Raw genomic sequence first — 23,901 nt, forward strand, 5'->3', positions numbered from 1 at the left:
CAGGCGGCCCTACTGGCCCCCCTCTGGGTGACACGCGTGCCCTCCGGGAGCGCCCCCGGGGCGTCCTAACATGGAACAGCACCTGTTCGCCCGCACCCCCTGTATGTCCGAGCTGCCCGAAGGGAGGTTGGGGACACAACTCTGTCGTGTCCGTCACTCCCGGCATGAGCACTTTCATGATCGAACCCGGTGCGCGTCTCGCGAACCGCTACCGCCTCGACGAGCCCGTCAGCGAGACCAACGGCGCAACGTTCTGGAAAGCGACCGACGAAACCCTGGCCAGACTGGTCGCGGTCTGGACCTTCGCCGACGGATTCCCCAACACCAGCGCGGTCATCCACGCCGCCCGCGCCACCAGCCGCATCGCCGACTCCCGGGTCACACAGGTCTTCGACGCGGACGACACCGCGCAGCCTCCGTACCTGGTGGAGGAGTGGGTCATCGGACAGTCCCTCACGGACCTGCTGTCCGGCGGCCCGCTCGCACCGGAACGGGCCGCCGGCCTGATCGCCGAGGCCGCCGAGGCCCTCGCGACCGCCCACGAGACCGGGCTGTCCCACCAGTTCCTGACACCCAACAAACTCATCTGGAGCGTCGGAGGGGCCGTAAAGGTCACCGGGATCGGCGTGGACGCGGCACTACGCGGCCTCCCCCCGGAGCAGACACCCGACGTCGCCGCCGTGGACGCCTACGGGTTGGGCCGACTCCTCTACGCCTCACTCACCGGGCACTGGCCCGAGTCGGCGCACGCCCCCGAACACCACGCCACCAAGTACAACCTCCCCGCGGCCCCCGCGGCTGACGGGATACTCCCGCCCAGGCAGCTGCGCGCCGAGGTTCCGCAACGCCTGGACGAGATCGCCGGCTACGCGGCGGCTCCCGCTCCCGAGGCGCGCGGGTCCCTCACCACTCCCCGAGCGATCGCCCACGCCCTGTCCGACGCCCCCCGTATGGCGCCCATCCCGGTCACCCAGCCGGCCGCCGCGAACGCTCCCCCACCGGAACGGGGTACCTCGCGCACCTCCGGCGCCTTCGGCGCGGCTCCCGGACGGGAGACCCGCGGCGCCTCGCGTGGCCGGGCCTCCTCCGCGCCGGACCAGTCGCGGGACGCGTCCCGCTCGCCGGTGCTTGCCAAGATCGCGATCGCCGGCGCCGCGCTCCTCGTACTCGTGGGCGTGGTGACCGGTGCGTGGACCCTCGGGAGCACCATGGGAGGCGACGACGCGGACCCGGGCCAGAACGCGGACCCCCAACCCGGCGACGGGCAGAGCGGATCCGGGGACGATCCGGAGCTGGAGACCATCGAGCTGAGCGACGCCGAAGGGTTCGATCCCCTCGGGGACGGAGACGAGCACAGCGACAACGCCGGCAAGGCCATCGACGGGGATCCGGACAGCCGGTGGAAGACCGAGGGCTACGACGGACCCAGTTTCGGCAAGCTCAAGGAGGGTGTGGGGCTCCTCGTCGATCTCGGCGACACGGCCGAGGTGCACGAGGCCACCCTCAGCCTGGGGGAAGCCGGCGCCGCCGACGTGCAGCTTCTCGTCGGGGACGACCCCGAGTTCGAGGCGCTGCAGCAGAAGGCGGAGGCCAGTGGGGTGTCCGGGGAAGAGGACGTTAAGCTGTCTGATCCGGCCGAGGGGAGATATGTAGCCATATGGTTCACATCACTCCCTCAGGACGGGGAGTACCGGGGGACAATCAACGAGGTCGAATTGCGCGGGAAAACGTGACAACGCTGATGGACGCGGCAGAGAAGCTTCCGGACAAGGAGCTGTTGTCCAAACACACCGACGGTGACGACACAGCTTTCGGTGAACTGGTCCGGCGACACCGAGAGCGCATGTGGGCTGTCGCCATCCGGGTCCTCGGTGACCCGGAGGAAGCGGCCGACGCGCTCCAGGAGGCCTTTCTTTCGGCATTCCGCGGAGCGCACCGTTTCCGCGGTGAGGCCCAGGTGAGTACCTGGTTGCATCGCATCATCGTCAACGCGTGTCATGACCGGATGCGCCGCAAGATGGTGCGGCCCGCCGTACCGACCGACGACGTCACTCTGGACGTGCTGTCCAACGAGCGGACCAAGGGCACCGGCCCCGACCCGACGTCCCGCAGCGACTCCTCCATGGACGTACACGCGGCCCTGGACCAGCTTCCCCCCGACCAACGTCTCGCGCTCGTCCTGGTGGACATGCTGGGGTACCGCGTCGAGGAGGCGGCCGGCATCCTCGAGGTCGCCTCCGGAACCGTCAAGAGCCGCTGCGCCCGCGGGCGAGCGCGACTTCTGCCACATCTTGTCCATCTCAGGAACCCTGAGCCCTCCTCCGACGTCACATCTCCGAGAGGAGGTGACTGGAGATCGTGACGTCTCATGTGGACGCGGAAACTCTCGCCCTGTCAGCCGAAGGGCTTCTGGACGAGGAGGACGAGCGTTCCGTACAGGAGCATGTGCAGGAGTGCGAGACGTGTACCGCCCAGGCAGCGGAGCTGTCCGACGTATCCCGGGTCCTGGCGGAGGTTTCCGCAGCACCACTGCCCGAGGACACGGCACGCGGAATCGACGAGGCTCTGCGTGCCGAGGCGGAGAGTGACGGTCCCGCCGCACGGGAGCCGGAGGAGTCGTCCTCTTCCGCCGTGCCGCCCTCTCCCGTCCCAGTCACTCCCCTGCGCCACAAGTCCGGACTCGCACGCTGGATGCCCTACATCGCGGCCGCCGCGGCAGCGGTCTTCGTGGTCGGAGGCGGGATCGCGATCGCACGGGGCATGATGCCCACGACCGCGCCGGACGGGAACTCCCCCCACGACTCCAGCAACAGTTCCTCCGCGCAGAACGGTCCGGACGCCGCCGCCGCCTACCAGGCCGTGCTCGTGGAAAGCGGTACCTCCTACACCGAGAACCGGTTCGACAGTCAGGCCGCACACGTGCTGGAAGCCTCCGGGGTGGCCTCCGAGTCCGACGACGCGGCCGAGGAGAACACACTCGCGACTCCGCAGGAGGTTCCCACCAACGTTCCCTCCTGCGCGCAGGAGATCGACCAGCAGCAGGACACGGGTGCGCCCGAACTGGTCGATCTGGCGCGTTTCCAGGGAGAGGACGCCTGGGTGATGTACTACGCCTCCGCCCCCTCGGCGGACGCGGACAACCCGCCGGCGGTCTACGAGGTCCTCATCCTGCCGACGGAGTGCGGTTCCGGGTCCGCCACGCCGGAGACCGAAACCACGATCCCCGCGCCGTAGGGCACTCTCGCCTCGGGAACAGCGACACTACCGCACCGGGAATGGGCGGGGGGTGCCAGCTGTTGGTACTGAACGACTTCCCAGAGGGTCACTCACCGTAGTGACTATCCGAGCGACGCGAAGGGCCCACGAGCGTGAGCGACGTCCGTAACGTGATCATCATCGGATCAGGACCGGCGGGGTACACCGCAGCCATCTACGCGGCGCGTGCCGAACTTCGGCCGCTCGTGTTCGAAGGCTCCATCACGGCCGGCGGTGCGTTGATGAACACCACAGATGTGGAGAACTTCCCCGGTTTCCCCGACGGCGCCATGGGGCCGGACCTCATGGACCACATGCGCAAGCAGTCCGAGCGGTTCGGTGCCGAACTCGTACCGGAGGACGTGACCGAGGTCGACCTGCGGGCGACCCCGAAGGTAGTCAAGGTCGGCGACGAGGCACACTACGCGCACACGGTCATCATCGCCACCGGATCCGGGTACCGGAAACTCGGGGTTCCCGGCGAGGAGGAGTTCTCCGGCCGGGGGACCTCCTGGTGCGCTACCTGCGACGGTTTCTTCTTCCGGGACCAGGACCTGGCCGTGGTCGGCGGTGGGGACACCGCCATGGAGGAAGCGACCTTCCTCACCCGGTTCGCCCGTTCCGTGACCGTCGTCCACCGGCGGGACGAGCTGCGCGCCAGCAAGATCATGCAGGAGCGGGCCTTCAACAACGACAAGATCCGGTTCGTGTGGAACAGCGAAGTGGCCGAGGTCCAGGGCGACAGCAAGGTCACCGGGGTCCGGCTACGCAACACGCTCACCGGCGAGGAGAGCACGCTCGACGTCACCGGCCTGTTCGTCGCGATCGGCCATGACCCCCGTGTCGAGCTGTTCAGCGATCAGCTCGAACTGGACGAGGACGGCTACCTCGCGGTCGCCGCTCCCACCACCAAGACCAACATTCCCGGCGTCTTCGCCAGTGGCGACGTCGTGGACCACACGTACCGGCAGGCCGTCACCGCCGCGGGGACGGGGTGCTCGGCCGCCTTGGACGCTGAACGCTACCTCGCGGAAATGGGCAACTGAGCCGTTCGGTCAGCTCCGGACTTTCCGACCGCGTCCTGTTGTAAGGAGTACCCACTATGTCCAACCTCAAAGAAACCACCGACGCCACGTTCGAGACCGACGTTCTGAAAAGTGACAAGCCGGTACTCGTCGACTTCTGGGCCGAGTGGTGCGCCCCGTGCCGCCAGATCACCCCGATCCTGGAAGAGATCGCCGAGGAGCACGGGGACAAACTCTCCATCGTCAAGCTCAACATTGACGAACAGCCCAACGTCCCGCGTCAGTACGGCGTCATGCAGATCCCGACGATGAACGTGTTCCAGGGGGGCGAGGTCGTCAAGCAGATCATGGGCGCCAAGCCCAAGAAGAAGCTGCTGCAGGACCTGGAAGACTACATCTAACAACGCGCCGTTTCACGTGAAACGGCGCTGTCAGGCACCACCGACCTCCCGACTGGCCACAGAGCGACCAGGACACGGACGCGGGCGGCTCGAGAGCCTGACTGGCCCACTTCGGCGGCCTTCGCATGACTGTGCGAAGGCCGCCGTTCGTTTGCGCCGTGGGGTTCACGGGGACCCCACCCCGCGCCCAGCACAGCACGCGGCCCTGCTCGAGGCCCCGCCGTCCCCGCGGGGAGCCGGTCGAACCGCCGCACGGCGAACACCGCCGGATCACGGCACAAGCTCGCTCGTCTGGCACAGCGACATCCGGGACCCACGGGCCGCGGCCAGGATTCGCCGATTCTGCGGAACCAGTGTGGACCCCGCCGGTTCCCCCACGGCCGGAAGCCGTTTCACGTGAAACGAGCCTTGTTCTCCGTGCGGTGGACACTGCCGACCGGAGCGAGCGCGGCCAGCGCGGCAGCAAGCAGCGTCACGCAGCAGAACCGGCGCCCACCAAACAGAACCTAGCTCTGCCCACCGTCCGGCACCATGGTGCTGACGACACGGTCGAGGTCCTCCCGTGTCGCGAACTCGACAACGATCTTGCCCTTGCTCCGCCCCATGGTGATCTTCACGCGCGTGTCCAGGGCATCCGACAGTTGGCCCGCCAACTCCTCCACGTCGGACGGTGTCTCCGAACGGGCGGGAGCACGGCGCTGGGAGGTGCTTTCCTGCTCCTGTGTCGCCCCGAGCGTGATGAGATCCTCCAACGCCCGGACCGACATCCCCTCCTCGACGATCCGCCGGGCCAGCCGGTCCTGGGTGTCGGAGTCCTCCACCGACAGCAACGCGCGGGCGTGCCCGGCGCTGAGCACACCAGCGGCAACCCGCCGCTGCACCGCGGGAGACAGGTTCAACAACCGCAGCATGTTGGTGATATGCGGGCGGGAGCGGCCGACGCGCTGCGCCAGTACGTCGTGCGTCGCCCCGAAATCGTCCAGGAGCTGCTGATAGGCGGCCGCTTCCTCCAGCGGGTTGAGCTGTTCCCGGTGCAGGTTCTCCAGCAGGGCGTCCCGCAGCAACTCGTTGTCCGCGGTGTGACGGACAATCGCGGGTATGCGTTCCAGCCCCGCCTCTTTACTGGCGCGCCACCGTCGCTCCCCCATGATGAGCTCGTGGTGCTGCGGACCGAGTTTCCGGACGACCACGGGTTGCAACAGGCCGACCTCAACGATGGAGGCCTGTAGTTCCTCGAGTGCTTCCTCGTCGAAATTGTCCCGGGGCTGGCGCGGGTTCGGAGTGATCGAGTCGACCTCGATCTCCTGCAGATAGGCGCCGTCCACCGATTCCGGGGCCGCGGCCAGCGCTTCCGACGCGTCCGGTGTCTCCTCTTCCGCCGGCCCCTGCGGGATGAGCGCTCCCAGACCTTTCCCCAAACCACGCGGCTGTTGGCTCACCCGTGTCTCCCTTCACATCCCGTACTCAGCTGCTGCCGCATCCTCGGCACGGTACGCGATCTCGCGTGCCGCCTCCATATGGGCGAGGGCACCGGTGGAAGCCGGATCGTAGGTCATGACGGACTGCCCGTAGCTCGGCGCCTCCGACACCCGGACACTCCGCGGCACCGCTGTCTTGAGTACCAGTTCCCCGAAATACTGACGCACTTCGTCCGCGACCTGTGCGGCCAACCGGGTCCGGCCGTCGTACATCGTCAACAGAATCGTGGTGATGCTCAGGGACGGGTTGAGGTGCGACTTCACCAACTCGATGTTGTGGAGCAGCTGGCCGAGCCCCTCCAGTGCGTAGTACTCACACTGGATCGGAATCATCACCTCATCGCAGGCCACCAGCGCGTTCACCGTCAGGAGGCCGAGCGACGGCGGGCAGTCCACCAGGATGTAGTCCAGTTCGCTGCTCTCGTAGACGCTGAGCGCCCGTTTCAGCCGGGACTCACGAGCCACGAGGGTGACGAGCTCGATCTCCGCACCGGCCAGATCGATGGTTGCCGGAACGCACCACAGGTTGGGGATATCCGTCACCGGCTGTACCAGTTCCCGGATCTCGGTGTCCTCCACCAGGGCATGGTAGATGGAGCGGTTACCCTCGCCGCGTTCCATCCCCAGGGCTGTTGAGGCGTTCCCCTGGGGGTCGAGGTCGACAACGAGCACACGGTTGCCGTGCATAGCCAACGACGCGGCGATGTTGACAGTACTGGTCGTCTTACCGACCCCGCCTTTCTGGTTGGCGATACCGACGATGCGGCATCCCGGCGGGCGCGGCCAGGTCTCGTCACTTTGGCCGCGGACTGACATCGCCACTCGTGCCTGCTGGGCGATCGGTGTGTCACCCTCCACCTCGGAGCCCTCCGAGGAGGTCATTCCATGCGTTTCACGTGAAACATCGGGCTCACGGACCCGATCAATGCCGTCGGACTGGTTTGTGGGCACGAATGAGTTCACCTCTTCCGTCCGCGCTTCTTCCTACCGCCCGGCGCACGCCGCGACTTGGACGTGGTGGTCGGGGCGCCCTCGGATGTCACCGTGACGCGAACGACCGTGGTAGCGGGATCGACCTTACCTTCCCCCACGCGCATCACCTCAGCGGTGTTCGGGCGTTGTCGCGACAAATAGGCGCGCGAGTTCTCCAGTTCGGTCTCCGCCTGCTCCCCCTTCAGCGCCAGGAGGCTCCCTCCCGTACGCAGCAGCGGAAGCGCCCAACCAACCAGTTTCGACAGCGGTGCGACGGCTCGGGCCGTCACGATGTCGGCACGCAGGTCCGAGGCGACCTCCTCCGCGCGACCGCGCCACACCGTCACGTTCGGCAGGTCAAGCTGTTCGACACACTCGCGCAGGAAAATCGTGCGCCGCAGCAGCGGTTCCAGCAGGACGACGGACAGGTCCGGACGTGTGATCCCCAGGATCACGCCGGGAAGCCCCGCGCCGGAGCCCACATCCACGACGGTCGCCCCGTGCGGAACCAGCTCCTCGACCACGGCACAGTTCATGAGGTGCCGTTCCCACAACCGGGGGACCTCCCGGGGCCCGAGCAAACCTCGTTCCACCCCGACACTGGCGAGCAGATCCGCATAGCGTTCCACCCCAGGCAGCGCGTCATCGAACACCGTCACCGCCCGCTCGGGCGGCGCAGCACCGGCACCCGAGGTCATCACTCACCACCTTGGCCTTCGTATCCGTAGGTCGCCGTCCACCGCTACCGCGAACCTGTACGTCAACGTAACCGCACGAGCGTAAAAGCATCCGAACGAGACAAAAACGCCCCCCACAATCCTAGTGTGAGGGGCGCCAGAGGTTTCACGTGAAACCAACGCGACAAACGCCGACTAGCCGACGGGTGTCAGGACGCGGGGTAGATCACCACATAGCGGTTCGGTTCCTCCCCCTCGGACTCGCTGACCAGCCCCGCTGCGGCGACAGCGTCGTGTACGACCTTGCGGTCGAACGGGCTCATCGGCTCCAGTTCCTTGGAGGTGCCGGACTTCTTCACCTCGTTGGCCGCGTCACTGCCCACGCGACGCAGCGTATTGCGACGGGAATCACGGTACCCTCCGACATCCAGCATCAACCGGCTACGATGCCCGGTCTGGCGGTGGACCGCGAGACGGGTCAGTTCCTGGAGCGCCTCCAGTACCTCCCCGTCCTCACCGATCAGCTCCTGCAGGGTAGCGCCGACGACCGAGACCATTGCCCGCTCGCCCTCGACATCCATGTCGATGTCCCCGTCGAAGTCGGCGATGTCGAGCAAGCCCTCGATGTAATCGGCCGCGATGTCGCCTTCCCGTTCCAGTTCCTGGACATCAACACCTGTCCCAGCGGACTCCTCCCGCTGAGGCGCATCGGCCACGGCCACGCCCGTGCGGGGCTCCTCCGCCTCCTCAGTGCTCTGCTTGCTCACAGCGAGCTGTCTCCTTACGTCGTCAGATCCGGCCGGTCGTACGCGTTCAGCACTGGGGTTCTCAGTCCCGGGCTCTGGTTCCCGACCGCGTCACTGTTGCGGCTTGTTCCCGGTGCGCTTCGACCGGGGCTGCTTCTTCGGCTGTTTGCGTTCGATCTTAGGCTGCTCAACCGGCTCGGGCGCGGATTCCTTGCGCTTGCCGAGCGCGCCCTTCGCCGAACCGCCGGAGGAAGTGCCGTTCGGCGTGTCGCTGTCTCCGGGGGCCGGATGCTTCCGGTACAGGAAGTGCTGCTGGGCCATCGTCCACACGTTGGAGCTCACCCAGTAGATGAGCACGCCGATCGGCATCCCCAACCCGAAGAGGCCGAACGCCGGCGCCAGGTACATCATGAACTTCTGCGACTGCATCATCGGGTTGTCCGGCATCTGCGACGTGCTGCGCTTGATGCTCTGGCGCATGGTCAAGAACGTGGTGGTCCCCATGATCACGCACGCGATGACGATGATGCTCTTGGCCATGATCGGGGAGTCGGCACCGTAGGTGGCCAGCTCCTCCGCGGAGGTGGTGAACTGCGCCGCCAGCGGCGCGTGGAAGATCAGCGCCCCCTGGGCACTGTGCACGAGATCCGCGGTGAAACCGTGGGTCGCCTCGCCGTTGGCGACCCCGCGCAGCACCTGGAAGAGAGCGAAGAACACCGGCATCTGCAGCAAGAGCGGGAGGCAGCCCATCACCGGGTTGGTGCCGCTCTCCTGGTAGAGCTTCATCATCTCTTGCTGCTGGCGCTGTTTGTCGTTCTTGTATTTCTCCCGTAGCCGGGTCATCTCCGGCTGCATCTCCTGCATCTTCCGCTGCGTGCGCATCTGCTTGACGAACAGCGGAACCATGATCATTCGCATCAGGACGGTGAGCAACACGATGGACAGGCCCCACGCCCATCCACCGTCCGGGTCGAAGCCCACGAAAGACAGACCCGCGTGGATCTTGATCAGCACCCAGCCGACGATGTCGTAAAGCCAGTCCAGCACCGGCCAACTCCTCTTACTTCGGTTCAGCTACAGGCCCGTTGGGCCGGATTCGGCACCCCTACCGGTCACCAGACCGGCATCAGTGGTTCGTTCGACACCACCACCTCGCGGCGGCACCGGGTCGAGTCCTCCCGGATGGAACGGGTGGCAGCGCGCGAGCCGACGCAGCGTCAGCCACGATCCGCGCAACGCGCCGTGCTCCTGCAGCGCCTCCAGGGAGTAGGCGCTGCAGGTTGGATAGAACCGGCAGACCGGGGGAAGAACCGGGCTGATGAACCGCTGGTATCCGAGAATCGGCCAGATCAGTAGTCGCGCCGCGAGGTTCGGTCTGTCGTCACTCATGAGCCCGCCTGCCCTTGTGCGATCCGCGCGCTCGCCGATCTTTCGGACGCTTCGCCGCAGCGATCGCACCGTCGAGCTGCGCGGCCAGGGTGTCGTGTCCGTGGGACGCGGCCAATGGTTTGGCCCGCACTACTAGCAGGCTACCTGCCGGAAGAAACGGGATCCGCTCCCGCATGAGGTGCCGCAACCGACGCTGTACACGGTTGCGGACCACAGCGTTCCCGACGGCTTTGCTCACGATGAACCCGACCCGCGGCGGTTCGTCGTCACAACCCGACCCGCGGGAGGAGTCGAGGTAGACAACGCTGAGACCGTCCCGGCCGGAACGTCGCCCAGCGCGCATAACACGGCTGAACTCGGCACTCTGCCGCATACGGTTCTGAGGCGACAACATCGGATCGGTCCTTGACACAAGAATGAGGACCGGCCGCCCGTCCGGGCGAACCGGTCCGCAAGTCTATGCTCGACGCGTGCGGCTCAGTGGCTCACGGTCAGCCGTGCGCGTCCCTTGTTCCGGCGCGCGGAGATGATCGCGCGTCCAGCACGGGTCCGCATGCGTTTCCGGAAGCCATGAACCTTCGCACGACGGCGGTTGTTCGGCTGATACGTACGCTTGCTCACTGCTGGACTCCAGGGTGTGGATAGAACTACGCCGGTGCGACCCAGCGCGTCTCGCGCACCGACAGATCGCTACCTGAACATAACAAAGGTACGGGCCATCACGACGGTGGTCAAATCGCCCGGCCCTCTCTCCAGCGATGATACCGCACCCCCAACCGTCCTCATCCTGTGGAAAACTCTGGCCCCCCGTGTTGTCCACAAGAACCAGTCACGAGCAAGTTGTGGATAACGTTGGAGGCGGACTCCACGATCCCCAGGGCGAATCCCCGGCCAACCCGCACCCACTCCCCAAGAAAAAACGCCATGACCTGGCAATTGTGGATAACCAAGCGGGATTGGCCAGACATCTGCGAGGCTGTGTACGGCGCCGTACACAGCTTGTGGATGAGTCCACAGGGCTGTGGAAGCAGGAATATCGGGAGAAGGGGACGAACCATGGCAGGTCATCGTGTCTGAGGGACAGGTCAACCTCGCAATGGTGTGGTCGAACGTGTTGGACGAGCTCGACAGCAGCGCGCTCCCGCCACAGCAGCGAGCCTGGCTGCCGCAGACCCGACCGCTCGGGCTCATCGAGGACACAGCACTACTCGCCGCACCCAACGAATTCGCCAAGGAAGTACTGGAGACCCGGCTGCGCGCCGCCATCAGCCAGGCGCTCTCGAGCCAGCTGGGCCGCGAGATCCGCGTCGCCGTGACCGTCGATCCGACCGCGGTACAGCCGGCTCCTCCCACCGGCACGCCGCCGGCCTCGGGGACACCACTCGCGTCCCCGAGCGCTCCGGAACCCCCGGCGGTGGTGCCCGACGCTCCGGCGGGCGACGGCCAGCCCCCGTCCCGCGACCAGGAGTCGCCGGCGGCCGGTTCCCAGCCCGCGACACACCAGCAACCGCTCCCCCACGTGCCCGAGGACCACCCGGGGACGCCGGCCACGACCGAGGCCCTCCCCGACGGGCACTTCGGCCACCCGGCCGTCGAGGAGGAACCCGCCGACCCGGTTCCCGCCGACCCGGTTCCCGCCGTCACGCCGGACGCCGGCCACGGTGCCGCGGACGACGGAAGCGCCCACACCCGGGACGACCTCTCCCCCACTCCCGAGGGCACGAACGTGGTGGAGGACCCCGACGAGGAACACGGCCAGGTTCCACCTCCCCCGGTACCGAGCGCACCGGACACCTCCGGGGGGAACCAGCCGCACACCGCGGCCGAACCGGCCCGGCTCAACCCGAAGTACACGTTCGACACCTTCGTCATCGGGTCGAGCAACCGGTTCGCCCACGCGGCCGCGGTCGCGGTGGCCGAAGCACCCGCCAAGGCGTACAACCCCCTGTTCATCTACGGCGGCTCCGGGCTGGGCAAGACCCACCTGCTGCACGCCATCGGGCACTACACCCAGCGCCTCTACGACGGGGCCCGGGTGCGCTACGTCAGCTCCGAGGAGTTCACCAACGAGTTCATCAACTCGATCCGGGACGGCAAGGCGGACGACTTCCGCCGGCGCTACCGCGACATCGACGTCCTGCTCGTGGACGACATCCAGTTCCTGGAGAACAAGGAGCAGACACAGGAAGAGTTCTTCCACACCTTCAACACGCTGCACAACTCCAACAAGCAGATCGTCGTCTCCAGTGACCGCCCGCCCAAGCAGCTCGTCACGTTGGAGGACCGGCTGCGCAACCGGTTCGAGTGGGGACTGATCACGGACGTCCAGCCTCCGGAGCTGGAGACCCGCATCGCGATCCTGCGGAAGAAGGCGGCCCAGGAGGGACTGTCGGCCCCTCCGGAGGTCCTGGAGCTCATCGCCAGCAAGATCGCCACCAACATCCGGGAGCTCGAGGGCGCCCTCATCCGGGTCACCGCGTTCGCCAGCCTGAACCGGCAGTCGGTGGACCTGCACCTGACCGGAATCGTGCTGCAGGAACTCATCCCCGACGACGAGGAACCGGAGATCACCGCCTCCACGATCATGGCGCAGAGCGCCTCCTACTTCGGGTTGAGCAGTGAGGACCTGTGCGGGACGTCACGCTCGCGTGTGCTGGTCACGGCGCGGCAGATCGCCATGTACCTGTGCCGCGAACTGACCGACCTCTCCCTCCCCAAGATCGGTCAGCAGTTCGGAGGGCGCGACCACACCACGGTGATGCACGCCGACCGCAAGATCCGCTCCCTCATGGCAGAACGCCGTTCGATCTATAACCAGGTCACCGAACTCACCAACCGCATCAAGCAACAATCACGTAACGGCTAGACCGGCGGTCGTCGCCTGCTTGTGGACAACTTGGGGAAAACCTTGGGGATTTCCTGGGGATAACCCGGCTTCTGTTGTGTACAACTTGTGGATCCCACGTGGAGGAAACAACAGGCCGACATCCCGGCTTGGGGAGCTGTGGGCACCGATCCGGTGGATAACTCGTGGAAAACCGGTGGACGAGCGGTGGACAACCCGTGGAAAACCAGTGGACCGCCTACCAACATCCACAGGCCTGTGCAGTTTTCCCAAGGTTCACCCACAAGCCGCGGTGGATAACTTTTCCGGAGTGACCTGCGGATCTCTTGGTTATCCACACTTTCCACAGCCCCTACTATTACTACTCCCCTTGTACATCCCCCGCGCGGTTCAATAACCGGTTCGGGGCTTTTCTGTGGACAACCCGGCCTCACACGCCGCTTCGCGCCGAGTTGGCGACAACCCGTAGCGATGGGCACCGTGAGGGGAGCACCCCGGGTACGGTGGTCCCTCCGGGGTTCGATGTGTCGAGGAAGGTGAGTCCCAGTAGTGAAGTTCCGGGTCGAATGCGATGTGTTGGCTGAGGCCGTCGCCTGGACCGCGCGTACCCTGCCGGCCCGGCCGTCCGTCCCCGTCCTCGCGGGGATGCTTCTCGAGGCCGACGACACCGAGGGGCAACAGCGGCTGAGACTGTCCAGCTTCGACTACGAGGCCTCCGCCCAGGTCTCGGTGGACATCGACGTCGAGGAACCCGGAACCACGCTGGTGTCGGGACGGCTGCTCGCGGAGATCGTGCGGAACCTTCCTCCCCAGACTGTGGAAATCAGCAGTGACAGCAGCAAGGTCGTCGTCTCCTGCGGAAGCGCGAAGTTCACCCTGCTCACGCTCCCGGTGGAGGACTACCCCACCCTTCCGGAGATGCCCAACGTCACCGGCTCGATCGGCAGCGACGTCTTCGCCGCCGCCGTGCGCCAGGTAGCCGTCGCCGCCGGCCGGGACGACACCCTGCCGATGCTCACCGGCGTGAGGATCGAGATCGAGGGTGAGACCATCACGCTCGCCTCCACCGACCGCTACCGCCTCGCCGTGCGCGAACTCTCCTGGAAGCCCCAGAACCCGGAGGTCTCCGCGGTCGCTCTCGTCCCGGCCAAGGCCCTGCTGGACACCGCCAAGTCCCTCACCGGCGCCGCCGAGGTCGCGCTCGCGCTGTCCGACGCCGACAGCGGGGAGGGCATGATCGGTTTCGAGGGTGGCGGACGGCGGACCACCACCCGCCTGCTCGACGGGGAGTTCCCCAAGTACCGGGCGCTGCTGCCGGAGTCGTTCAACGCGGTCGCCGAGGTGCAGAAGTCGGAGTTCATCGAGGCCGTCAAACGCGTCTCGCTCGTCGCGGAACGCAACACCCCGCTGCGGCTCTCCTTCGGCGAGGGCCAGCTCGTGCTGGAAGCCGGCACCGGCGACGAGGCACAGGCTGTGGAGAGCCTGGAAGCCAGCTTCGAGGGCGACGAGATCCAGATCGCGTTCAACTCCACCTTCCTCCTCGACGGACTGAACGCCATCGACTCCGACATCGCCCAGCTGCAGTTCACCACCTCGACGAAGCCCGCGATCATCACGGGCAAGCTTCCGGACGGGGACGCGACCTCCGACTACCGGTACCTGATCATGCCGGTCCGGGTCTCCAGCTGAGCGGTTTCACGCTGTCCGTCCGCGTTCCACAGGTGAGAGGGAGCCAGTATGCGAGTGGGAATGGTCGGCCTCGGCAAGATGGGCGGCAACATGGCGGCGCGGTTGCGCGACAAGGGCCATGACGTCGTCGGTTACGACACCGACCCCGACAGTCGGGACGTCGACAGCCTCTCCGCGCTGGTGGGCCGCCTCGACGCGCCCCGCGTCGTCTGGCTGATGGTTCCGGCCGGAGATCCCACCAGTAAGGCCGTCCAGGAGCTCGGCGGTCTGCTGGAGCCCGGCGACCTCATCGTGGAGGGCGGGAACTCGCACTACGCGCACGACCGGCAGCGCGCCGACGAGCTGCAGAGGTCGGGGATCTCCTACATCGACGCCGGTGTGAGCGGCGGCGTGTGGGGCCGGGACAACGGTTACGGAGTCATGGTCGGCGGAGCGGCCGAGGACATCGCCCGCGTCGAGCCCGTCCTCACCGCGCTCACCCCCGACTCGGGCGGCGGTTACGTGCACGCCGGAGCCGTCGGGGCGGGCCACTTCGTGAAGATGGTGCACAACGGCATCGAGTACGGCATGATGCAGGCCTTCGCCGAGGGCTACGAGCTCATGGCCTCGTCCGGGATCGTGGACGACGTCGTGGGTACCTTCGACAGCTGGCGGGAGGGCACCGTGGTGCGGTCCTGGCTGCTCGACCTGCTGGTCCGCGCGCTGAACGAGGACCCCGAGCTCGCCTCCCTGCGCGGCTACGCCGACGACTCGGGAGAGGGCCGGTGGACGGTGCAGGCCGCCGTGGACCACGCCGTTCCGGCCCCGGCCATCACCGCGGCCCTGTACGCGCGGTTCTCCTCCCGTCAGGAGGACAGCCCCGCCATGCGGGTCATCGCCGCGTTGCGCAACCAGTTCGGCGGCCACGCCGTCGCTCCCAGCGACGACTCCGCCGAGGCCGCGGACACCCCGCGCGAGTGACCCCCGCGGTTCCGCGTAGGCAGGCAGGGTAGCTGGAGGCCGGATGTACGTGTCACACCTGCAGCTGGCCGACTACCGCTCCTACGAGTCGGTGTACCTGGAGCTCGAACCAGGAACGGCCATGTTCGTGGGAGCCAACGGCGAGGGCAAGACCAACCTGGTGGAGGCGCTCGGTTACCTGGCGAGCCTGAGCAGCCACCGGGTGGCGACCGACACTCCCCTCATCCGCAAGGGAGCACAGCGCGCCGTCGTGCGGGCCGCCGTGAACCGGGGCGAGCAGCGGGCCGTCCTCGAGTTGGAGATCAACTCCGGCCGGGCCAACCGGGCCCGCCTGAACCGGGCCCCCGCCACCCGTCCCAGGGAGATCCTGGGCGTGCTGCGCACCGTCCTGTTCGCGCCGGAGGACCTCACCCTCGTGAAGGGCGACCCGACGGAGCGGCGCCGTTACCTGGACGACCTGCTCGTCGCCCGGGCGCCGCGGTTCGCCGGGGTGCGCACCGACTACGAACGGATAGTGAAACAGCGCAACGCCCTGTTGAAGTCGGCCTCGGCCCAGTTCCTCAACAAGGGGAAGAAACCCGACCTGTCGACACTGGACGTGTGGGACGAACAGCTGGCCACGGCCGGCGCGGAACTCCTCGCGGCCCGCGCGGCGCTGGTCGCCGAACTGCAACCGCTGGTCGCCGGCGCCTACGAGGAACTCGCGGCGGCCCCGGGTCCACCGGTCCTGCGCTACGCGTGTTCCGCCCTGCCCGAGGACGCGGGGATGCCCCACGACGTCGAGGGGTTCGCCCAAGCGCTGCGTGAGGCGTTGCGCTCGTCCCGGGACCAGGAGCTGCAGCGGGGGGTGAGCCTGGTGGGGCCGCACCGCGACGATCTCCAACTGGCCCTGGGCGACCTTCCCGCCAAGGGGTACGCGAGTCAGGGGGAGTCCTGGTCGTACGCCCTCGCCCTCAGGCTGGCCAGTTTCGAGCTGCTGCGTGCCGACGGTGACGACCCCGTGCTGATCCTGGACGACGTCTTCTCCGAGCTCGACGCCGCGCGGCGGCGCCGGCTGGCCAACCGCGTCCAGCACGCCGAACAGGTCCTGGTGAGCGCGGCCGTCGCCGACGACATTCCCGACGAACTGCACGGAACCCGCTTCCGGGTGGAACAGGGGGGTGTGACACGTGACTGATGCCGGTGCCGGAAGCGGCGGACAGGACGAGCGCGCGGCCCCGAGCGGGGCCGACCTCGCGCGCCAGGCGCTCGCCCAGGCGCGTGCGCAGGCCAAGGAGCGCGGCGCTGCCACCGACGGTCGACCCCAGCGTCCCCGGCGGCGGCGCTCACGCCGCGGGGAGCCGCAACCCTTCGGTGAGGCGGTGCGCGCCTGGCTGGAGGAACGCGGGTGGCAGGAACAGGTCGCCGTGGGAGGCGTGTTCGGCCGGTGGTCCGAGATCGTCGGCGAGTTCAACGCCCAGCACCTCACGCCGGTGTCCTACGAGGGCGGGGAGCTGGTCGTCGCGGCCGACTCGGCCACGATGGCCACACACGCGCGGGCCATGGTGCGTGACCTGCTGCGACGACTCAACGACGAGCTGGGGGACGGCACCGTGCGCAGCATCACGGTCCGCGGGCCCGGGCGGGGGCGCGGACCGGGACGCCGTCGGGCGGGCTGAGCGCTACCTCGAGCCGGTGCATGGCACGGGGGCTGTGGAGGGAGTCGCATCCTCTTCCGCTCGTGCGTTGTGAAGCGATACAGCGCTGTGGATGCCAATCTCTGGCTGCGCGCGCGGTATCATGGAGAAGGTTCTTCGGACGCTTCCGCCGGCGAGTCCCACTCCAGGGGTGGGGGGGCATGCATCTGGAAAGCGAGCGGTCCCCGCTGGGGTTCTGTGCAGCGGCGGCCGTTCCGGAGGCACTGTTCTCGCCGCCCGGCGGGCGTTCCCAGCAGGAGGGTGTTTCCACTTGGCCTACGATGCTCGATCGATCACTGTACTTGAGGGGCTCGAGGCGGTGCGTAAACGCCCCGGTATGTACATCGGGTCCACCGGTGAACGGGGCTTGCACCACCTGGTCTACGAGGTGGTCGACAACTCGGTGGACGAGGCGCTCGCCGGCCACGCCAACGCGATCGAGGTGACCCTGCTGTCGGACGGCGGGGTCCGGGTCGCCGACAACGGCCGCGGTATCCCGGTCGGCCTGCAACCGGTGGAGCAGCGCCCCGCCGTTGAGGTCGTGCTCACCACGCTGCACTCCGGCGGGAAGTTCGACGGCAAGTCCTATGCCGTCTCCGGCGGCCTGCACGGTGTGGGTGTCTCCGTCGTCAACGCGTTGGCGACGGCCCTCGAGGTGGAGGTGTGCCAGGACGGCCACGTGTGGCGGCAGAGCTACCGCAGGGCCCGCCCGGTGACCGACCTCGTCCAGGGGGAGGAAACCGACCGGACCGGTACCCAGATGACGTTCTGGGCGGACGACAGCATCTTCGAGACGACCGCCTACAGTTTCGAGACCCTCGCGCGGCGGATGCAGGAGATGGCGTTCCTGAACAAGGGACTGTCCATCACGCTGCGCGACGAACGGCCGGAGTACGTCGCCGACACCCCGGTGGTGCACACGTACCACTACGCCAACGGGATCTCGGACTTCGTCGAGCACATCAACGCGAAGAAGGAGCCGGCGCACGCCTCCATCATCGACGTGGAGGAGGACGGCGAGGGGATCTCGGTCGAGATCGCCATGCAGTGGAACCAGTCCTACACCGCCTCCGTGCACACCTTCGCCAACACGATCAACACGGCCGAGGGCGGGACGCACGAGGAGGGGTTCCGAACGGCGCTCACCTCGGTCGTGAACCGCTACGCCCGGGACCAGAAGCTGCTGCGGGAGAAGGACGACAACCTCACCGGTGACGACATCCGGGAAGGGCTGACCGCGATCATCTCGGTGAAGCTGGCCGACCCGCAGTTCGAGGGGCAGACCAAGACCAAGCTCGGCAACACCGAGGCGAAGTCGTTCGTGCAGCGGGTGGCCAACGAGCACCTGAAGGACTGGTTCGACCGCAACCCCGGTGAGGCCAAGGACATCGTCACCAAGGCCAGCCAGGCCGCCCGCGCGCGCATCGCCGCCCGGCAGGCCCGGGACCTGACCCGGCGCAAGACGCTGCTGGAGTCCACCTCCCTGCCGGGCAAACTCTCGGACTGCCAGTCCACCGACCCGGACAAGTGCGAGCTCTACATCGTGGAGGGCGACTCCGCCGGCGGTTCCGCCAAGGGCGGGCGTGACCCGAACTACCAGGCGATCCTCCCGATCCGGGGCAAGATCCTCAACGTGGAGAAGTCCCGGGTGGACCGGATCCTGAAGAACAACGAGGTCCAGGCGATCATCACCGCCCTGGGGAGCGGCATCCACGACGACTTCGACATCACCAAGCTGCGGTACAAGAAGATCATCGTGATGGCCGACGCCGACGTGGACGGCCAGCACATCCGTACCCTGCTGCTGACCCTGCTGTTCCGCTTCATGAAGCCGCTGATCGAGGCCGGTTACGTCTACCTCGCCCTGCCGCCCCTCTACAAGATCAAGTGGGACCAGCGCGGGAAGGAGGCCGACTACGCCTACTCCGAGCGGGAACGCGACGAGCTCACCGAGGCCGGCATCGCGGCGGGCAGGAAGGACCCCCGCCCGCGGGACCTGGTGCAACGGTTCAAGGGCCTGGGCGAGATGAACGCCAACGAGCTGTGGGACACCACGATGGACCCCGACGGGCGGGTGCTGCTCCAGGTGACGCTGGACGACGCCGCACAGGCCGACGAGATGTTCAGCGTGCTCATGGGAGAGGACGTCGAGTCGCGGCGTTCCTTCATCCAGCGCAACGCCCGCGACGTCCGGTTCCTGGACATCTAGTCCCGGAACACGGCCAGACGCCCCAACGGCAGCGAACGACTCTCACGAAAAGGACCGACATCCAGTGACGGATGCGAACACCCCGGATGCTCCCGAGGAAACCGAACCCCGCGGCCAGCGGATCGACCCCGTCGACATCCAGGTCGAGATGCAGCGCAGCTACCTGGACTACGCGATGTCGGTCATCGTCGGTCGCGCCCTGCCCGACGTCCGCGACGGACTGAAACCCGTGCACCAACGCGTGCTGTACGCGATGTACGACGGCGGGTTCCGCCCGGACCGGGGGTACTTCAAGTGCGCCCGCGTGGTGGGTGACGTCATGGGTAACTACCACCCCCACGGCGACAGCGCGATCTACGACACTCTCGTGCGGCTCGCCCAGTCGTGGTCGATGCGGATGCCGCTCGTGGACGGCAACGGGAACTTCGGCTCCAAGGGCAACGACCCGGCCGCGGCGATGCGCTACACCGAGTGCAAACTGGCGCCGCTGGCCATGGAGATGCTGCGGGACATCGACAAGGAGACCGTCGACTTCCGGCCCAACTACGACGGGCGTTCCCAGGAGCCGGTCGTTCTGCCGTCCCGCTTCCCCAACCTGCTGGTCAACGGGTCCTCCGGCATCGCCGTCGGGATGGCCACCAACATCCCCCCGCACAACCTGCGGGAGGTCGCCAACGGGGTGAACTGGTTCCTGGAGAACCCGGAGGCCTCCGACGAGGAGCTCCTGGACGCCCTGATCGCGCGGATCAAGGGCCCCGACTTCCCCACCGACGGTCTCGTCGTGGGGACCCGCGGCATCGAGGAGGCCTACCGCACGGGGCGCGGCTCCATCACGATGCGGGCGGTGGTCGAGGTCGAGGAGGACAGCCGCGGCCGCCAGTGCTTGGTCGTGACCGAACTGCCGTACCAGGTCAACCCGGACAACCTCGCGCTGAAGATCGCCGAGCTCGTCAAGGACGGCAAGGTCTCCGGCATCTCCGACGTCAAGGACGAGAGCAGTGGCCGCACCGGCCAGCGCCTCGTCATCGTCCTCAAGCGGGACGCCGTCGCCAAGGTCGTGCTGAACAACCTGTACAAGCACACCCAGCTGCAGGAGACCTTCGGGGCCAACATGCTGGCCCTGGTCGACGGGGTGCCGAAAACGCTGCGTCTGGACCAGCTCATCCGGTACTGGGTGGAGCACCAGATCGACGTCGTCGTCCGGCGCACGCGCTACCTGCTGCGCAAGGCCGAGGAGCGCGCCCACATCCTGCGCGGGCTGTTGAAGGCCATCGACCGGATCGACGAGGTCATCGCGCTCATCCGGGGCAGCGCCTCCGCGGACGAGGCCAGGGCGGGCCTGTCCGGCCTGCTGGAGATCGACGACCTCCAGGCCAGGGCGATCCTGGACATGCAGCTCCGCAAGCTCGCCGCGATGGAGCGCCAGCAGCTCACCTCGGAGTACGAGGAGCTGATGCGCCAGATCGAGGACTACAACGACATCCTGGCCTCCCCTCCCCGGCAGCGCACCATCGTCCGCGACGAGCTCGCCGAGATCGTCTCCAGGTACGGGGACGACCGGCGCACGCAGATCGTCCCGTTCGAGGGGGACATGCGCGCGGAGGACTTCATCGCGGAGGAGGACGTGGTCGTCACCATCTCCCGCGGCGGCTACGCGAAACGCACCCGGCTGGACGGCTACCGGGCGCAGAAGCGCGGCGGGAAGGGCGTTCGCGGTGCCCAGCTCAGACAGGACGACATCGTCCAGCACTTCTTCGTCACCACGACGCACAACTGGATCCTGTTCTTCACCAACAAGGGGCGCGTCTACCGCACGAAGGCCTACGAACTGCCGGAGGCCGCGCGGGACGCGCGCGGCCAGCACGTCGCCAACCTGCTCCCGTTCCAGCCGGACGAGGAGATAGCCCAGGTCATGGCGCTGCGTGACTATGACGACGCGCCGTACCTGGTGCTGGCCACCCGTGATGGCCTGGTGAAGAAGTCCAGGCTGGAAGAGTTCGACTCGTCCCGTTCGGCGGGGATCATCGCGATCAACCTGCGGGAGGACGACGAGCTGATCGCCGCGCGGCTGGTGTTCCCCAGCGACGACCTGCTGCTGATCAGCAGCGACGCCCAGGCCATCCGGTTCCCGGCCTCGGACGAGTCACTGCGGCCGATGGGGCGCGCCACCAGTGGTGTCATCGGGATGCGTTTCCTCGAGGGCGCCCACCTGCTCAGCATGAACGTCATCCGGGAGTCCGAGGGGACGGCCGACGTCCTCGTCGCGACCGAGGGCGGCTACGCGAAACGCACCCCCGCCAACCAGTACCCGGTGCAGAACCGGGGCGGGAAGGGTGTGCTCACCGCCAAGGTGGTGGACGCGCGCGGCGGGCTCGTCGGGGCTCTGATGGTCTCGTCGGACGAGGACGAGGTGTTCGCGATCACCTCCAACGGAGGTGTCATCCGTACGCACAGTTCCGAGGTGAAGCGTTCCGGCCGCGCCACCATGGGGGTCCGCCTGGTGAACCTCGAGAAGGGGAACCAGGTGGTGGCGGTGGCGCGTAACGCCGAAACCGACGACACCGAAGAAGCCGGTGTGGAGGAAGCCGCCGGTGCGGAGGAAACCGAGGGTGGCGCTGCCGAGGACGCGCAGAGCTGACCTCAACGTCCGTGTGTCCGGTTAGCGTGGAATGCATCGAACCGGCGGGAACCGCGACCCGGATCCCGCCGGGTAGGGTACGCCGCATCCCCCGCTACCCGGTTTCGCACCATCGACATAGGGAAAGTGCAGCGGAAGCGTAGCCATGTCTGACAACACCCAAGGGGAATCCGCGACTCCGGAGGCGAACGGGGGGAAGGCTCCTTCCGCCGGGGACGGAACCCCGGGAGGCAAGAACGGTTCCCAGAAGCAGAGCGGTTCCGGTGGAGCCGCCCCCACTGCCGGAAGCGCCGCCGCTGGCGCCTCCGCGAAGCAGGGAGCGGGCGGGAACGGCCCGTCCGCGGCGGCGCCGAAGAACCAGGGGCCGGCGGTCAAGGCCACCACGTCCACCCGGAAGGCGCACCTCACCGTGGGACGGGTGGAGCCGTGGTCGGTGATGAAGTTCAGCTTCGTCACCTCGCTGGTGTGCTTCATCATCCTGTTCGTCGCGGTCGGCGTGATTTACGCGATCCTCTCCGGCCTGGGGGTGTTCGACGCGGTGTCGGACGTGATCTCGTCGTTGACCGACGGTGGTGAGGGAGAGGAGGTCGCCGTCTCTCCGGAGAACTGGTTCTCCCCCGCCCGGGTGCTCGGCTACACGGGGCTGATCGGCGCGTTGAACATCATCCTCATCACCGCGCTGTCCACGGTCGCGGCGATGTTGTACAACCTCGCGGCTGATCTGGTGGGTGGTATCGACGTGACGCTCTCCGAGACCGAGTAGCGGTCGACCAGCCTCCTCCTCCGGTGGAAGCACCGCCGGACAGCGGGTAAACTCGGTTTCCGGTGGGAACCAGTGGCGGTCGTCGCCGGGGTCCCGCTCCCGGTTCGCTTAGACGCCGGTGATGCGGTAGAGTCCCACCGGAGCGAGGGCGCATAGCTCAGACGGTCAGAGCGCATCCCTGATAAGGATGAGGCCCCTGGTTCAAGTCCAGGTGCGCCCACCATCATAAGCTGCGAAAAGGCCCCTGTCGGATAACGGCAGGGGCCTTTTGATAGCAGTAGTGACAGCAACGCGGTTACTCCTCCTCGTCGTCACTGTCATCGAAGAGCGCCTCGAGCCCACGGCGGCAGCGGTACTCCCCGTCGGCTGTCCTGTGTCCTCACCTCTGCCAGCTCAGGAGAGTCATTGACCTGCTGGATCTGTCGGTGTAGCGACATGACGCCGTGTCCCAGGACGGCGTCATCCCGGGTGAGTTCAAGAACCTTATCGTGTCGAGGTTTGTAGAGCGGCGTTCAGGACGAACGCCGGATACAGGTGATGGTTCCGGGCATAGTCGAGGAGTCGGGGCCGCGCAGGTGGAACTCTCTTCCTGCGAGGCGGCTTCGTCCTCACCGCGGTCATCTCGCACCCTGTTTGAGCGTGGGGTGAAGAGGAGAGGACCGATCGCAAGGTCAGGGGTCAGAGAGCGGTCATATCAGTCTCGACGCACCAGAGTCTCGATGCGTTTGGCGTTCTCAACCGGGTCCTCGTGTTCCCAAACTCGAACGACGGTCCATCCCGCCTGCTCCAGGAGCCGGTCAGTCTCCCTGTCGCGCTCCTGGTTCCTAGCGATTTTGGATCTCCAGTATTCGCTATTGCGCCCTTGAACAGGACGATAGTGCTCAGGACATCCGTGCCAGAAGCAGCCGTCGAGGAAAACCGCCACCCGGGCGCGAGTGAAGACGACGTCTGCGGTCCGGCGAACCTCGCTCAGTGGACGTGTGTTGACCCGATACCGTAGTCCCATCGAGTGCAGGGCCCTGCGCAGCGCCATCTCTGGCCCTGTATCGTATCCACGGTTCCCTCGCATGACCGCGCGGCTCGCTGGAGTAGTGGCCCAAGAGTCGTTCACCAAGGCGAGTATGTCAGAACGAACCTCGTTAGGTTACTCCTCTCGCCCCACTAGCGTTGGCCTCGTG

General features: G+C 67.2%; 22 protein-coding genes and 1 tRNA gene. 14 read left to right on the forward strand and 9 right to left on the reverse strand.

Annotated features, from left to right (window positions below):
- The first annotated feature begins 164 nt into the window (after nucleotides 1-164).
- The 5 genes from FHX37_RS19185 (at nucleotide 165) to trxA (ending at nucleotide 4,681) form a co-directional block, all read left to right on the forward strand.
- The gene (locus FHX37_RS19185; RefSeq protein WP_141925608.1) at nucleotides 165-1,733 is read left to right on the forward strand and encodes a protein kinase family protein; all 1,569 of its coding nucleotides are present in this window, start codon (nucleotides 165-167) and stop codon (nucleotides 1,731-1,733) included.
- Nucleotides 1,734-1,741: 8 nt separating this feature from the next.
- Nucleotides 1,742-2,362 (forward strand): RNA polymerase sigma factor SigM, encoded by a 621-nt coding sequence (gene sigM, locus FHX37_RS19190; RefSeq protein ID WP_141925850.1) that lies wholly within the window; start codon nucleotides 1,742-1,744, stop codon nucleotides 2,360-2,362.
- Complete coding sequence (locus FHX37_RS19195; RefSeq protein WP_141925609.1) at nucleotides 2,359-3,234, forward strand: anti-sigma factor family protein; 876 nt, start codon at nucleotides 2,359-2,361, stop codon at nucleotides 3,232-3,234. The genes sigM and FHX37_RS19195 overlap by 4 nt, the downstream gene beginning before the upstream one ends.
- A gap of 134 nt (nucleotides 3,235-3,368) precedes the next feature.
- Nucleotides 3,369-4,301 (forward strand): thioredoxin-disulfide reductase, encoded by a 933-nt coding sequence (trxB, locus tag FHX37_RS19200; protein WP_141925610.1) that lies wholly within the window; start codon nucleotides 3,369-3,371, stop codon nucleotides 4,299-4,301.
- 56 nt (nucleotides 4,302-4,357) lie between these two features.
- Complete coding sequence (trxA, locus tag FHX37_RS19205; protein ID WP_141925611.1) at nucleotides 4,358-4,681, forward strand: thioredoxin; 324 nt, start codon at nucleotides 4,358-4,360, stop codon at nucleotides 4,679-4,681.
- Nucleotides 4,682-5,187: 506 nt separating this feature from the next.
- Here the strand turns inward: trxA and FHX37_RS19210 are convergent.
- The 8 genes from FHX37_RS19210 to rpmH form a co-directional block, all read right to left on the reverse strand.
- A complete protein-coding gene (locus FHX37_RS19210) occupies nucleotides 5,188-6,120 on the reverse strand; it encodes a ParB/RepB/Spo0J family partition protein (protein WP_141925612.1) in 933 nt (310 codons plus the stop codon).
- Nucleotides 6,121-6,132: 12 nt separating this feature from the next.
- Nucleotides 6,133-6,975, reverse strand: coding sequence for a ParA family protein (locus FHX37_RS19215; RefSeq protein ID WP_246062470.1), 843 nt, complete (start codon nucleotides 6,973-6,975; stop codon nucleotides 6,133-6,135).
- Nucleotides 6,976-7,118: 143 nt separating this feature from the next.
- On the reverse strand, nucleotides 7,119-7,829 hold the full coding sequence (gene rsmG / locus FHX37_RS19220; protein ID WP_141925614.1) for a 16S rRNA (guanine(527)-N(7))-methyltransferase RsmG: 711 nt from the start codon (nucleotides 7,827-7,829) through the stop codon (nucleotides 7,119-7,121).
- 188 nt (nucleotides 7,830-8,017) lie between these two features.
- The gene (locus tag FHX37_RS19225; RefSeq protein ID WP_394344523.1) at nucleotides 8,018-8,524 is read right to left on the reverse strand and encodes a Jag family protein; all 507 of its coding nucleotides are present in this window, start codon (nucleotides 8,522-8,524) and stop codon (nucleotides 8,018-8,020) included.
- 141 nt (nucleotides 8,525-8,665) lie between these two features.
- Nucleotides 8,666-9,601, reverse strand: coding sequence for a membrane protein insertase YidC (gene yidC, locus FHX37_RS19230; RefSeq protein WP_141925616.1), 936 nt, complete (start codon nucleotides 9,599-9,601; stop codon nucleotides 8,666-8,668).
- A 27-nt stretch (nucleotides 9,602-9,628) separates the two neighbouring features.
- Nucleotides 9,629-9,943: a membrane protein insertion efficiency factor YidD gene (gene yidD / locus FHX37_RS19235; protein ID WP_141925617.1), complete on the reverse strand. Its 315-nt coding sequence runs from the start codon at nucleotides 9,941-9,943 to the stop codon at nucleotides 9,629-9,631.
- Entirely contained in the window at nucleotides 9,936-10,337 is a 402-nt protein-coding gene (gene rnpA / locus FHX37_RS19240; RefSeq protein ID WP_141925618.1) for a ribonuclease P protein component, read from the reverse strand. Before rnpA ends, yidD begins: the two co-directional genes overlap by 8 nt.
- 83 nt (nucleotides 10,338-10,420) lie before the next feature.
- Entirely contained in the window at nucleotides 10,421-10,564 is a 144-nt protein-coding gene (gene rpmH / locus FHX37_RS19245; protein WP_141925619.1) for a 50S ribosomal protein L34, read from the reverse strand.
- Between the two features lie 448 nt (nucleotides 10,565-11,012).
- On the opposite strand from rpmH, the gene dnaA reads away from it, so the two are divergent.
- The 9 genes from dnaA (at nucleotide 11,013) to FHX37_RS19290 (ending at nucleotide 22,946) form a co-directional block, all read left to right on the forward strand.
- Nucleotides 11,013-12,809, forward strand: a complete 1,797-nt coding sequence (gene dnaA / locus FHX37_RS19250) for a chromosomal replication initiator protein DnaA (protein WP_141925620.1) — start codon at nucleotides 11,013-11,015, stop codon at nucleotides 12,807-12,809.
- Nucleotides 12,810-13,337: 528 nt separating this feature from the next.
- Nucleotides 13,338-14,477, forward strand: coding sequence for a DNA polymerase III subunit beta (gene dnaN, locus FHX37_RS19255; RefSeq protein WP_141925621.1), 1,140 nt, complete (start codon nucleotides 13,338-13,340; stop codon nucleotides 14,475-14,477).
- 48 nt (nucleotides 14,478-14,525) lie between these two features.
- Nucleotides 14,526-15,437, forward strand: a complete 912-nt coding sequence (gnd, locus tag FHX37_RS19260) for a phosphogluconate dehydrogenase (NAD(+)-dependent, decarboxylating) (protein WP_141925622.1) — start codon at nucleotides 14,526-14,528, stop codon at nucleotides 15,435-15,437.
- A gap of 43 nt (nucleotides 15,438-15,480) precedes the next feature.
- The gene (gene recF / locus FHX37_RS19265) at nucleotides 15,481-16,614 is read left to right on the forward strand and encodes a DNA replication/repair protein RecF (RefSeq protein ID WP_141925623.1); all 1,134 of its coding nucleotides are present in this window, start codon (nucleotides 15,481-15,483) and stop codon (nucleotides 16,612-16,614) included.
- Nucleotides 16,607-17,095: a DUF721 domain-containing protein gene (locus FHX37_RS19270; protein WP_141925624.1), complete on the forward strand. Its 489-nt coding sequence runs from the start codon at nucleotides 16,607-16,609 to the stop codon at nucleotides 17,093-17,095. The genes recF and FHX37_RS19270 overlap by 8 nt, the downstream gene beginning before the upstream one ends.
- Before the next feature lie 289 nt (nucleotides 17,096-17,384).
- Nucleotides 17,385-19,322 (forward strand): DNA topoisomerase (ATP-hydrolyzing) subunit B, encoded by a 1,938-nt coding sequence (gyrB, locus tag FHX37_RS19275; protein WP_141925625.1) that lies wholly within the window; start codon nucleotides 17,385-17,387, stop codon nucleotides 19,320-19,322.
- A 64-nt stretch (nucleotides 19,323-19,386) separates the two neighbouring features.
- Nucleotides 19,387-21,960: a DNA gyrase subunit A gene (gene gyrA, locus FHX37_RS19280; protein WP_141925626.1), complete on the forward strand. Its 2,574-nt coding sequence runs from the start codon at nucleotides 19,387-19,389 to the stop codon at nucleotides 21,958-21,960.
- A 145-nt stretch (nucleotides 21,961-22,105) separates the two neighbouring features.
- The gene (locus FHX37_RS19285; RefSeq protein ID WP_141925627.1) at nucleotides 22,106-22,723 is read left to right on the forward strand and encodes a DUF3566 domain-containing protein; all 618 of its coding nucleotides are present in this window, start codon (nucleotides 22,106-22,108) and stop codon (nucleotides 22,721-22,723) included.
- 146 nt (nucleotides 22,724-22,869) lie between these two features.
- Nucleotides 22,870-22,946 (forward strand) — tRNA-Ile (locus FHX37_RS19290).
- 471 nt (nucleotides 22,947-23,417) lie between these two features.
- Here FHX37_RS19290 and FHX37_RS19295 read toward each other — a convergent pair.
- A complete protein-coding gene (locus tag FHX37_RS19295; RefSeq protein WP_281288326.1) occupies nucleotides 23,418-23,834 on the reverse strand; it encodes a very short patch repair endonuclease in 417 nt (138 codons plus the stop codon).
- Between the last annotated feature and the right edge of the window lie 67 nt (nucleotides 23,835-23,901).

This window comes from Haloactinospora alba, assembly GCF_006717075.1.
GTDB classification, from domain to species: Bacteria; Actinomycetota; Actinomycetes; order Streptosporangiales; family Streptosporangiaceae; genus Haloactinospora; species Haloactinospora alba.